Source organism: Pseudomonas gregormendelii (assembly GCF_017114825.1).
GTDB lineage: Bacteria > Pseudomonadota > Gammaproteobacteria > Pseudomonadales > Pseudomonadaceae > Aquipseudomonas > Aquipseudomonas gregormendelii.
On the sequence record NZ_JADEVO010000041.1, the window covers coordinates 33860 to 46320 of the forward strand.

The window sequence follows — 12461 nt, forward strand, 5'->3', positions numbered from 1 at the left end:
TGTCATTAGGCGGTTCACATCGGACGGGTTTCAATCTGCGCCTGCAACTGGCCGCCGACAATGGATATTTCCTTGAATTGTTGGCCGTCGCGAAGCACGAACAACGCGTCCATCCCGCGTTCCTGAGCCAAGCGTGGGCCTTCGGTTTCACCCAGCACCATCAGCGCCGTGGCCCAGGCATCGGCGAGCATGCACGAAGCGGCCACCACGGTGACGGCGGCGAGCGGGTTGCACAGCGGCGCGCCAGTGGCCGGGTTCATGGTATGGGCATAGGCTTGACCGGCCACGTCGACCCACCGTCGGTAGTCCCCGGAGGTCGCGATCGCGGCATCGCCAAGCTCCATCACGCCCATGACTTCACGCACGCCCCGGTTAGGTTTTTCCACCGCTACGGTCCAGCACTGGCCATCGGGTTTGACGCCCCGGGCGCGCATTTCGCCGTCGATGCCGACCAGGTAGCGGGTTATGCCCAAACCTTCCAGGCAACGGGCCAGTTCATCGACGCCAAACCCTTTGGCGATGCCATTCAAGTCAAGGTGCAGCTGTGCGCGTTTACGCACCTGATGACGTAATGGGTCAATCACCAACGCTGCGCTGGCTGACAGCCGGGTGCGCGGCGGCATCGTCGCGAGCGCCTGCTCTGTGACCGTCTGCTCCCCGGGGCCGAACCCCCAGGCATCAACCAGATCACCGACCCCGATGTCGAAGGCGCCGCCGGATTGCTGACTGACACGCAGTGCCGCAGACAACACCGTTGCCAGTTCCTGGGGCACTGATACCCATTCCTGCTCGGGGGCGGTGTTGAGGCGGTTGAGGTCCGAGTCGGGTTTCCAGGTGGACATTTGCTGGTCCACCCGGGCCACGGCGCGCGCCAGGCGATGGCCAATTGCGTCGGTATCGATCCCGGCCCCGGCATAAAACAGGGCGATGTAGCGCGTGCCCATCGTTTCGCCGTTCAGGCTATAGCGTTGCAACTCAGTAAACGTCTTCACGGTAGCGTCCTTGTGCCTTGAGGGTCAGCACAGTCAGATTGAGAGGTGCCAACACTTCATCGAGGGCTTGCATCACGCCTTTGGCCATTTCGCGACTGCCACACACCAGCACCTGGGCACCTTTTTCAATCAGCCGGCGCAAGGTCAGGGCATCGCCGATCAACCGATCTTGCACATAACAGCGGTCCTGAACCTGAGAAAAGGCGGCGCGCAATGCCGTCAGGCGTCGGTCGGCCAGGTACTGATTGAGCTGCGGTTCATAGAGAAAATCCGAGTCCGGGTTGCGCCCGCCCCAATACAAGTGCATTGGGTGTCGCGCCTTGTTGTTGCGGATAAAACCGGCCAATGGACCGATGCCGGTACCGGCCCCGATCAGGATCACCGGGTGCGTGCCCGACGCCGGGCGAAATTGCGGGTTGGGCTGGATAAACGCTTCTATCTGCGCACCAATGTCCAGGCCATGAAGGAATTCCGAGCACACGCCTGCGTTGTGTTTGCGAACGCAGATTTCCAGCACGCCGTCCTGCGAACCACTGGCCAGCGAGTAGAAACGGGGGATCGGACTGCCCGGAGGCACAATCCCGACCAGGTCACCGGCCAAGAAGTCCGGCAGCGCGCCGGGTGCCTTGAAGCGCAACACGTGTGTCGGTGCGTTCACCTGTTCGCCGTAGACAATGCGCTCTGTCAACTCCAATGGATGGGTCTGTGGCCGCTGCGGGGCATGGACCAGTGTCAGGTCATGTTTGAGCACGTCGCCCAGCGCGTGGCCCCAACGTGCAAATTCCTGAGAGGATTGGCGGTTGACGGTTTCCAGCCCCAGTAACGGCAAGCCACCGGCCTGCAACATCGCGTCCTGCACCTGATGGGCGAACTGACAGAACTGCGCAAACTGGCGGTCACCAAAGCCCAGCACGGCAAAGGGCTGGCCGGGCTTGAGGCCGGTTTTGGCCAACCGCGCCAGGAACTGCGAAGCCGAGCTTGGCGCGTCGCCGTCACCGTGGGTCGCGGTGAGGATGATCACGCGCTGGGCGCTGCGGTAGTCGTTGGCGTATTGATTCATCGCCGCGCTATGCACTCGGTGTCCGGCCAGGTGCAAGGCGTCATGCAAGGTCTTGGCAAAGCCCCAGGTGCTGTTGTTTTCACTGCCCACCAGAATCACGCTGTCGGCAGAGTGGGCAGGGCTGTTGTGGCCGATGTTCGGGCTCGCCTTGCGGCGGCGCCACCACAACAGGAGGCCGGTGACGCTCATCAACGGCACACAGAGGGCACAGAGCCCAAGCGGCAGGCCCAACCACCACAGGCCTTCACCGGTGTGCAGCTGATAGATCAATTCATAGAGGTTGTGCATCGAGTCGTGGGCCTGATAGGACAACAAAGCGCCGCTGGCCTGATCCACGTAGCCGTCGCCCTGGGCCGTGCGCAGGGAAAACACGTCCTTCGGGTTACCGGGGCTGGGGTAGACCAGCTCGCGCAGGTCATTCAGGTCGGTGGCCTGCAAGGCTTGCAGGTTCGCCACCGGCAAGGCCGGGCCGGCGCTGACGTGGGCGGGGAAGGCGGGTTCACTCTGACTGCCGTCGGTGATAAAACCAAAAGTGGTGGCGGACATGTAAAGCCCGCTCAATGCCGACAGCAGCAGCCCGAGCAAGGCCAGTCGCCCGACTTCAGCATGCCAGCGCTGGCTGAAGGTGCCGTGCAGTGGCCGCAGCAGGTTGCGCCAGCCACCCAGGCGCCGGGCCAGCAACAGCGCGCCGGACACTGACAACATCAGCATGAACAACGCGCCGACTCCCGACACTCCATGGCCTGGCGTGCCAAGGAACATCGAGCGGTGCAGCTCTTTCACCCAACGCGTGAACGCGGAGGGTGCATAAGGCGCGAGGCCTTCGCCGGTCAGAGTGTCGACCGTTTCAGCCCCGGCCTGACCGTTCTGGTTGTAGTAGACGATGACCGTCCCGGACGCTGTGCGCTGGATCTGCTCCACGCCCGGAAAGTGACTGGCGACACGCCCGGCCAGTTGGCCGACGTTAAGTTGCCCGGCCGCGGTGGCGGTGTTGTGCAAGCGTTCCAGCGCCGGGTCGACCGACAGGATCGCGCCGCTGATGGCCAACAGCATGACCAACAGGGCGGCGATCAGGCCGGGCAGGGAATGGGACTGGCGAAGCATGTTCAGCCTCCAGAAAGGGCAAGTGCTACAAATCGTAAGTAAAGGACTCGACATAGGTGCTGCCGGTTACCGGCTTGCCGGCGCCCTTGGACGTCAACGGCACGCTGACATCGGCGCGAGCGTCACGTTTGTCCTCGACGGCGCTGTCGATGCGGATCTGATACCCGGCATCGATCAGGGTGTCTGCCAGCTCGACGCTGACCTTGAGCGTGCGCCCGCTGCCGACACTGGCGCCGCTGACGCCGTCAAACTCGCTCCGGTTCATCCCGCTGCCACGGGCCCAGTCGCCCAGGTGCTTGTAGTACTTGGCCTTCTTGCCGGCCACCCACAGGGTTTTCTGGTACTGGCCGTTGGCGTCGGTTACGTAGATCGCCAGGTAAGCATCATTGCCGCTGTAGTCCTTGAGCTGGGTGGTCAGGGTCACTTCCCGGGCCTGGGCCAACCCCGGCAGGGCAATGGCGCCGGCGAGGCAGGTGGCTGCGATGATCTTTTTCATGAGGGTGTCCTTTTGATCGTTAGGTCGAGATCCTGGACCTGCTTGCTGACAGCAACCTGAAGCGCAGGAAAAACTCGACAGGAGAGGCGTCATTCGGTGAGCGGGTTGCCGAGGTAATCCCTGGCATCGCCGTCGTCGCGGAAATGGATCTCGAGGGTGCGCAGGCGCAACGAGGCCGGTGAGTAGTTGGCTTCGATAACGTTGCCCTTGCGGTCCAACCCCTTGAGCTCGTAACAACCGTCGTCGACCTTGATGCGTTGCACGCTCCAGCCGTATTGCCGCTCGACCTGCTCACGCAGGTTTTCGCGCGGTTGCCAGTCGCTCACCGGGTCGCTGCAGTCGTCGGCCAAGGCGTAACCGCTGAGCATCAGGCTCAACAGCGCGGCATGGGCAATAAAACCTGATTTCATGATCTGTCTCCTGCCGAGGTCGGCGTCTGTGGCATACCCTAAGGTGCATTCCTGACAACCAGCTGAATCTTCAGATTCACGTCAGGTAGGGCGATTAAGGTGCGGCACAACAATCACCACAGGAGGTGCCAGATGCGGGTTTTATTGGTCGAGGACGCGCCAGGGTTGGGGGAAGCGGTGCGCGAGCAGATCGCCGATGACGGCCACGCCGTCGATTGGGTGCAGCGCCTGGCCCATGCGCGCAACAGCGTGCGCACCACGCCTTACGACCTGATCCTGCTGGACCTGATGCTACCGGACGGTCGCGGGCTTGATTTCTTGCGTCAGCAGCGCTCGGCAGGGGACGTGACCCCGGTGATTATCCTGACAGCCCAGGATCAGATTTCCGATCGCATCGCCGGCCTCAACGCAGGCGCCGACGACTACCTGGTCAAGCCGTTTGACTTGTTTGAGCTCTCGGCCCGTGTGGCGGCGGTGGCCCGACGTTACAGCGGCAACCCCAATCCGCAGATCAGACTCGGCGATTTACAGGTCGACATGAGCGCCCGCACCGTGCAGCGTGCCGGCACCACCGTGGACTTGACGGCCCGCGAATGGGCGCTGTTCGAAGCGTTCGTGCAGCGCCCCAGCGCGTTGTTGTCCAAGTCGCAGCTGGAAGAGCGGCTGTATGCCTTCGGTGCCGAAATCGAGAGCAATACCATCGAGGTCTACATCAGCCGGCTGCGCAAAAAACTGGGACGCGAGCTGATTGAAACCGTGCGAGGCATGGGCTACCGGTTGATGGCCGTATGAAGTCTTCTTCGAGCCTGCAAAAACGCCTCGGCCTGGGGCTGACCCTGGGCATGACCTTACTGTGGCTGGGCGCGACTGTCGGCGCCTGGCTGGTGGTGCAACATGAGTTGAACGAAGCGTTCGACAGTGCGCTGGAAGAGACCGCGCAACGCATCTTGCCGCTGGCCGTGATGGAAATCAGCAACCGGGAGGAACCCCGTGAAGCGCAGCACGTTGCGACGTTGAAAATGCACAAGGAATACCTGACGTACCTGGTGCGCGATGCCAGCGGCAAGATCCTGATGCAGTCCCACGACGCCAACCCGAAGATCTTCAATCAACAGCCGACTGAGGGGTTTACCACTTCTGAAAAATACCGCTTGTACGGCGCCAGTGCGTTGCGCGAGACGCTGTTTATCGAGATAGCCGAGCCCCTGGATCACCGCCGTGAAGCCGCGCGGGAGGCCTTGTTTGCCTTGTTGCTGCCGCTGTTGGCGCTGATTCCTGTGAGTCTATTGGGCACCTGGTTATTTGTGCGGATCAGCCTGCGCAGTGTGTTGGCGTATCGTCGTGCGGTTGAGGCGCGGGGCGTGGGTGACTTGTCGCCAATCAAGGTGGCCCGTCTGCCGGCAGAAATCGACCCGTTGGCCGAGGCGGTCAACCACCTGCTGGAGCGCATGCGCAAGGCCCTTGAAACCGAGCGCAGCTTTACCGCCAACAGCGCCCATGAACTGCGCACGCCACTGGCCGCGACCCTGGCGCAGATCCAGCGGTTACGCCACGAGGCGCCCGAAGGGCCGTTGCGAGTGCGTGCGGCGAAGATCGAAAATGCCTTGCGCGAGCTGGCACGCCTATCGGAAAAGCTCATGCAACTGGCCAAGGCCGAGGGCGGCGGGCTGTTGTCCGAAACGCCTCAGGACTTGATTCCATTGCTGGCCCATGGGGTCGACGAGTGGAGCCAGCGCGGCGGCCAAAGCATTGAGCTGCATCTGCCGGGCCAGGCCAGCGTGTACTCGAACATCGACCCTGACGCCTTTGGCATCTTGTTGCGCAACCTGATCGAGAATGCGTTGAAGTACGGCGCAACCGATCAACCGGTGGAAGTCAGCCTCACCGAACAGGCACAGCTGCGGGTAGTCAATGGCGGCCCGGCGGTACCGGAGTCGGTGTTGCAGCACCTGACTGAGCGCTTTGTGCGAGGTCACCGTGAAATCAGCGGTTCAGGACTGGGCCTCGCGATTGCCAAAACGATTGCGCAGGGGGTCAACGCGCGTATGCAATTGATCTCTCCTGCAACCGGTCGACAAGAGGGTTTCGAAGTGCGCGTCTGGTTACCGCTTGAACGAGCCCCATGAAAGACAGGACACCGTTTCCCCCTTACGATCGCGCTGATCCTCCTTGAGTGCATTCTCTTGGGGATGAATGCCCGAGGTTCTAAAAAGAACTTCGATGGCCACCGTCAGTCATGAGACTGCTCCCTTTCCTGCCCTTTGAAGTTTTTCCTGAAGCCCCGGAGATTCATTAGGAATAGACAAACCTGTAAGGCGATCAATGCAAACGCCTCTGCATAGGCTCCCCAAATCACCCACAACACGTTGCTCAAGCTGAAGCACACAAACCCGATCATCCGCCGTCCTGACCGCTGTGATCCGATTAGCCATGCGGCGAGAACGGTCACAAGCATCGCGGGCCATTGAACCCAGTCCAGATAAGCCAAAATCTCCTCCCAACACCTTTCGATGCACTAGATCGCTAAGCACCGCGTAATTTCATCGGGGCTTTGATGGTTAACTACGGTCACCGATTTCCCCAGTATGTAGCAGGGATGAAGCTGACCATTAGGATGTGTCGTGACAACCACGGATATCAATGACCAGCCCTCATGAAGCTTCAGGTTTGATTCGTTGGCCGACAACGCTTCCATGACTTGAGTAGCCTCGGTCATATGCATTTCGTAACTCTCGAACTTTTGGTGCAATCGTTAGGCGCCGAGCTATGTGCGTTACGACGAGACCTCCGCGTCGCGGTTGCTAGCATTGGCAAACAAGCTCACCATTGAATACGCTGGCAGGGTGAGCAACATTGTGGAAGCGAGCCCTGAGCATCAGTCATTCGAAAACCGATTATCCGAATTTGAAGGAATCGGGCCGAAGACGATCGAGATATTTATGGGGAAGCCGCCGCAGTGCTGTTCTGAGCACCCAGAAACTGTTCACTTACATGATCGGCGTCCTTGTTCACGACTGCCATCTCAGCTACGTGCAGCAAGGGAAAACCATGGCAACGCACAAACTGACCATTAAAGACTTGCAGGTAAACGTGTCAATCTACGGTAAAGGCTCGCCGCTTTTATTGCTCAATGGCCAGGGTGGTTTGATCCGTACCTTCGACTCCCTGCGCGATGAGTTGGTGGACTTCACGACTATAACGTTGGACGTGCCCGGGGTCGGGAAATCGCAAATGCCCCGCTGGCCGATGCGTCTGCCGCGCTATGCTGACTTGGTAATTGCCAGCTCGCCGCCTTGGTCGGCTGGACAAGCCTGCTGCGGATTGTCCGTCTGCGCCAGCGCACGCTGATCCTCACCGGCGATATGCCCTAGATTTAGCGATGGTCACTTAATACGAAATTGGGGCAGCAACGCCGCTCAGCCCTGAGGTTGACCGAAGTCCCACACATATGATGCGCATTGGAATATAAGGATGATGTTGACTAAAAGGCGCAGATCTTTATTGGGTTTCATTCTCATGGCTGCCGGCTTGGTCGGTTTTTCGGCCCTGTTACTGCTTAAGTCAGAAACTCAACGCAGGGAGACGCGCTTCTCGGATTACGTGCAGAACATCTCGAGCATCGTGCGAAATAAGCTTGATACCAATGAAGCGGTATTGTCGGGGTTCTCTGCCTTTCTCCAAGCGGTCGATCAGAGCGACACGGAAGCTGCAGCCCGTTATGCGTCAGCCGTATTGTCCGCATACCCTCATATTTACATGCTTGAGGCGGCGAGGGCGGTTCCCATCTTGGAGCAGGCTGCATTTGAGACTCTGATGCGCCGCACTTGGCGTCCGGACTTTGAGCTCAAAGACTTCCCGAGTCTCACCCAGCAACCTGCCCAGCATCAGGCCTACCTCAGTGAGACTTGGCCTGTGTTGTTTATGTACCCGCCGCTTCCCGAATCCAGTTCCATCTATGGCGTTAGATTGGAAACCGTTGGGCATCTTTCCTACGCGTTGGCCCGCACTCACAATAATCCGAAGCCGGTTGTATCACCTGTCTTCTCTATGTACGAAGGAGGCAGCGCTTACATTCTCATGCAGTCCGTGAGTCGGCCCGAAAATCTAAGGGAGAGCAATCGGCCCAATTTTTTCGGAAGCACCATGGTGTCTTTGCTTTTGATCCAGACCGGCTCGCTGTTGGATGCGGTCAATGATTCGAACATAGATCCCTTGGTTCATATCAGCGCAGTCATGAAAGCCGGGGCAGGGTCTGAAAGTAACGTGTTCTCTACGAACGCCAACAATGCTGGCTTTCTTGATCGTCTGATTTTGCCGCGCCTGACTGATCGAGTCGAAATCAGAAGTACCTCGCAACCGATGACACTGCTGTTTGAGCGTCAGTTACGTTTTGCAGACGTTTTGACTGCGCAAGCGCTGATCATCCTTTCGGTTCTCGCCGCGGCTCTCTTTCTTATTCCAGGGGTACTGATTCGGCACTTCAGGGCGATAGAAAGAGCTGAGGTTGAGCACGAAAGATCCGCCTATCTTGCGACCCATGACGTACTCACCGAACTGCCAAACCGCTACCTATTTGCTGATCGTTTTCAGCAAGCCTTCTCCGATTGGAAAGAGCGGGCGGAACCGTTTGCGGTGCTGTTGATCGATCTGGATCATTTCAAACAGATAAATGATCAGCACGGTCATGAGATCGGTGATCAGGTTCTTCAAGCGGTCGCAAGTCGCATGCTTCAGGCCACTCGCTCGACTGATACGGTCGCCCGCTACGGAGGAGATGAGTTCGTGATTCTGATTAAGGATTTATCCAACCCCGGAAGTGCTGAAACTAGAGCAGCGAGGGTGCTCGACTCCATTGCGGGTACAGTCGTGACAAGCGTTGGGGAGCTTTCCCTTTCTTGCTCTATCGGCGTCTCAATTTGCCCGTTGCATGGACAGAGCCTCGACGCATTGCTCAAGGCAGCGGATCAAGCTATGTACGGGGTAAAACAGCTAGGGCGCAAAGGTATTGCGATCACTGAATACCCAGAACCTTGAGATATTTATGATCACCAAGTCATTTCACAACACCGCTTGTCGCAGGTCTCGGTCATCGTGGGGTTATGGAATGCGGTTGCGACTTCTCGTTCGAATGGTGATGAGACGATAGAGGCGGGTGGGGTCGTAAAGTGGTCAGCGAGTGCCCGTGCTTAGAGCTGGCCTTTTTCGATCAATGGTATTGAGTCTGGCGCTTTAGTGGGAAGGCCCGCATTTGCGGCGTCCTCAGCGTGACGAATCAACCTTACGAGTTTCATCGCGAGCCTAGGCAGCGAGCCATCCGTCAAAGTGACGTACGGAGGTGATGGCATAGTGATATCTTGGTATCCACCAGCCTCAGTAATGGCTTGAAAGTAGGCAATCAAATGCACGATGACTTCAACACCCAAAGCTCAGACGCTATGAATCTGCTGGTGCAGGCTGCTGCCTACTCGGCAGACTGCACCAGGGGACTGCTTGTGGGTGGAGTGCCAGGGAAGTGGTCGATTATCGCCAGTTACGGCGTGCAAGAAGACCTGGTCGTCGAGGCCCCTACTGAAAGCTTTCTACGTGAGGTCGTTTCCCAAAAAGCTTTGATCGCAATCAGTGAAGCCGCAGGACAGGTCATGCCTATCTTGTTTCACCGGCTTATGTATTTCCGAGAAGGCTTTCTGATTGGCCTAGCCGTCCGTGGGGCGGACAACAGTTTGTTGGGCGTTTTGCTGGTCAGCAGTGCTGAGCCGCAACAGCGCTTGAGTGCCGCGCAAACATACGCCTTACAAACGCATGGCGCTCTTTTTAGTAAGCTGATTGAGTCAAAGGGAACCGAACCTGTCCCGGCTATTGATCCGTTGATCGAGCGCTTGAGGCTACTTGAGTCTGTGGTGGTCAATGCGAAAGACGCAATCCTGATCACTGAGGCCGAGCCCATAGATCAGCCCGGCCCGAGGATTGTTTACTGTAATCCCGCGTTCATCACCGCTACGGGTTTTAGCTCTTCAGACGTAATCGGGCTAACCCCTCGTATTCTCCATTCGGAAGATACGAGCAGAGCGACTCTCGATTCAATTCGTGCCGCATTGTCGAAGTGGGAGCCCATTGAGGTTGAGCTTATCAACGCGCGCAAAGACGGCAGCAAATTCTGGGTGCAACTGAGCATCGTTCCTGTCGCCGACGAGCGTGGGTGGTTCACCCATTGGGTTTCCGTTCAGAGGGATATCAGCGAACGCAAGGAAGCCGAGTTGCTGGCACTTCAGGCTCAGGCTGATAGAGACGCGAAGGTCGCGTTGGAGACGCGGCTGTTAGAGAGGGAGCGCATTGAAGAGGAGCTTTCATATGCAGCCTTTCACGACGATCTGACCTTGTTGCACAACCGGGCTTATCTTATGTCCAGGTTGCTGAGTATGTTCACTGCGAGCAAGCCTCACTATGTACCTGCGGCCACGGTACTTTTTCTAGACCTTGACCGATTTAAATTTGTCAACGATAGCCTTGGCCACAGCGCAGGTGATCATCTCCTGAAAGTCGTCGCGCGGCGCCTTGAAAGCTGTATCCGGGGAGACGATATCTTTGCCCGCATTGGCGGCGACGAATTTGCAATTCTACTGGCTGGGGATGAAACGGCTCCTCTAGCCATTGAGCTCGCTCAACGCATCGTTAGCCAGCTCAGCCAGCCAGTTGCGATTGATGGCCAAGATATTTTCACGTCCTGCAGCCTGGGCATTGTCACAACTGACGCCTCACACGAAACACCTGAAGATTTGCTTAGAGACGCTGATGTAGCGATGTACGCCGCTAAGAAGAAGGGGCGTGGCCGCTGGACGATATTTGATGCCTCAATGCGAAAGGCTGCTATTGATGCACTCCTGATGCAGAACGCGCTGAAGCAAGCCATTGCGCGCGAAGAGTTTTCAGTTGTTTACCAGCCGATTTATAACGTCAAGACCGGTGAAATAAGTGGCGTCGAAGCTTTGGTCAGATGGCTACATCCAGAGCTGGGGCATGTGCCTCCAGACGTCTTCATCCCGGTAGCGGAAGATATCGGTGTCATTCATGAGTTGGGCCATTGGGTCATGCAACAAGCTTGCACAGAACTAATGCGCTGGAAGCACGAATTTCCTTCTCTACGATTGCATTTGAATGTGAACGTATCAGGTACTGAGCTCATTCGTCCTGGTTATGTAGCTCAAGTCAGCAATGTGCTGTCGACCACGGGAGTTTGCGCACACGAGCTTCAGATTGAAATTACGGAATCTGTTTTTCTTCACGAACCTCAGATGACCGCAAGCGTGCTGGAGGGGGTTCGGCAGCTAGGTATTCGCGTGGCGCTTGATGACTTCGGTACGGGCTACAGTTCCCTAGGATATATTGATCGCTACCCGCTCGATGCCATCAAAATCGACCGTTCCTTCGTTTCTAGAATGATGTCCTTCGACCGAAGTGATGCCATCATCAGAAGTATACTTTCCCTTGGCAGGACGTTGAATTTGGCTATCACAGCGGAGGGCATTGAGACGCTCGCTCAGCTCCAACGATTGAAAGAAATGGATTGCCCATTCGTGCAAGGGTATCTGTTCAGCCCTCCAGTACGTGCGGAAGAATTATCTACATTGCTGCAGTCCTGGTCAGCGAGCTGAGGGATAGTAAATTGTGGTGAGCCTGTCGTAGTTGCTTATGATAACGATGCGTCCCCAACGTTTTTATGGCCATTTCGAAACTCTATATGATTCGGATGCCAACGGGCTGGGGACTAATGACGGCCCGGCTTGTTAGTGTTGATTGAAAATTGACACAAAACGGAGTGCAGAAAAACGGGCTGCGGCGATCAGAATCCGCGCCACTCGAGTCCAGTCTTGGACGGAGGACTTTATTCCAGAAGGGTTCTCACTAGCGGCGCGATTAAAATCAGAGTTGTACAAAACCTGTACATAAGATACGGTCTGTACAGATTTTAACGATAGCGAAAAATTTCGCTGCGCTCAAGCAGCAGGGGTTACCCATGCAATTGATAAGCTTTGGATCTAATGACATCGAAAATACTCTCGCCAAAATGTCGGCTGGACAGCTCGATAAGGTTGCATTTGGAGCTATCCAGCTGGACGCGTCCGGTAAAATCCTGCAGTACAACGCTGCGGAAGGTGACATCACGGGCCGCAAGCCGAGCGAAGTAATTGGAAAGAATTTTTTCCGTGATATTGCACCTTGCACCAATAGACCCGAGTTCCAAGGGCGCTTCGCCGATGGTGTCAAGAATGGCAGCTGTTGCCGCTGACCGAAAACTGACCCAGTAGGGGCTGTTCTGCCGACTGAAAACTGACCCAGGTGTTCAACTGCTTCTGCTCACTTTTTGAGCAGGAGAACACAGGGTGATCAGCATGGAAATGTTG

The 12461-nt window shown here is 57.2% G+C and carries 11 protein-coding genes and 1 pseudogene; 7 read left to right on the plus strand and 5 right to left on the minus strand.

Annotated features, from left to right (window positions below):
* Positions 1-14 precede the first annotated feature (14 nt).
* The 4 genes from IMW75_RS22590 to IMW75_RS22605 form a co-directional block, all read right to left on the minus strand.
* Entirely contained in the window at positions 15-992 is a 978-nt protein-coding gene (locus IMW75_RS22590; protein ID WP_236695839.1) for an FAD:protein FMN transferase, read from the minus strand.
* Positions 976-3156 (minus strand): PepSY domain-containing protein, encoded by a 2181-nt coding sequence (locus IMW75_RS22595; RefSeq protein ID WP_205893825.1) that lies wholly within the window; start codon positions 3154-3156, stop codon positions 976-978. The genes IMW75_RS22590 and IMW75_RS22595 overlap by 17 nt, the downstream gene beginning before the upstream one ends.
* A gap of 25 nt (positions 3157-3181) precedes the next feature.
* A complete protein-coding gene (locus tag IMW75_RS22600) occupies positions 3182-3652 on the minus strand; it encodes a DUF2271 domain-containing protein (RefSeq protein WP_205893826.1) in 471 nt (156 codons plus the stop codon).
* A gap of 89 nt (positions 3653-3741) precedes the next feature.
* Complete coding sequence (locus IMW75_RS22605; RefSeq protein ID WP_045058419.1) at positions 3742-4062, minus strand: PepSY domain-containing protein; 321 nt, start codon at positions 4060-4062, stop codon at positions 3742-3744.
* A gap of 132 nt (positions 4063-4194) precedes the next feature.
* On the opposite strand from IMW75_RS22605, the gene IMW75_RS22610 reads away from it, so the two are divergent.
* A complete protein-coding gene (locus tag IMW75_RS22610) occupies positions 4195-4854 on the plus strand; it encodes a response regulator transcription factor (RefSeq protein ID WP_045058418.1) in 660 nt (219 codons plus the stop codon).
* Positions 4851-6188 carry a sensor histidine kinase gene (locus IMW75_RS22615; protein WP_045058417.1) on the plus strand — a complete coding sequence of 446 codons (1338 nt, stop codon included), beginning with the start codon at positions 4851-4853 and terminating at the stop codon, positions 6186-6188. Before IMW75_RS22610 ends, IMW75_RS22615 begins: the two co-directional genes overlap by 4 nt.
* 104 nt (positions 6189-6292) lie before the next feature.
* Here the strand turns inward: IMW75_RS22615 and IMW75_RS27035 are convergent, their stop codons facing one another.
* Positions 6293-6550, minus strand: a complete 258-nt coding sequence (locus IMW75_RS27035) for a hypothetical protein (protein ID WP_236695838.1) — start codon at positions 6548-6550, stop codon at positions 6293-6295.
* 277 nt (positions 6551-6827) lie between these two features.
* On the opposite strand from IMW75_RS27035, the pseudogene IMW75_RS27040 reads away from it, so the two are divergent.
* The 5 genes and pseudogenes from IMW75_RS27040 to IMW75_RS22635 all read left to right on the plus strand — a co-directional run.
* Positions 6828-7030, plus strand: a pseudogene (locus IMW75_RS27040) (DNA methylase); the annotation flags it as partial.
* A 23-nt stretch (positions 7031-7053) separates the two neighbouring features.
* Positions 7054-7410, plus strand: coding sequence for an alpha/beta fold hydrolase (locus IMW75_RS27045; RefSeq protein ID WP_237142315.1), 357 nt, complete (start codon positions 7054-7056; stop codon positions 7408-7410).
* A gap of 126 nt (positions 7411-7536) precedes the next feature.
* The gene (locus IMW75_RS22625; protein ID WP_045058654.1) at positions 7537-9096 is read left to right on the plus strand and encodes a sensor domain-containing diguanylate cyclase; all 1560 of its coding nucleotides are present in this window, start codon (positions 7537-7539) and stop codon (positions 9094-9096) included.
* A 365-nt stretch (positions 9097-9461) separates the two neighbouring features.
* Positions 9462-11711 (plus strand): putative bifunctional diguanylate cyclase/phosphodiesterase, encoded by a 2250-nt coding sequence (locus IMW75_RS22630; protein WP_414704662.1) that lies wholly within the window; start codon positions 9462-9464, stop codon positions 11709-11711.
* A 362-nt stretch (positions 11712-12073) separates the two neighbouring features.
* Complete coding sequence (locus tag IMW75_RS22635; protein WP_205893827.1) at positions 12074-12346, plus strand: PAS domain-containing protein; 273 nt, start codon at positions 12074-12076, stop codon at positions 12344-12346.
* Positions 12347-12461: the final 115 nt, after the last annotated feature.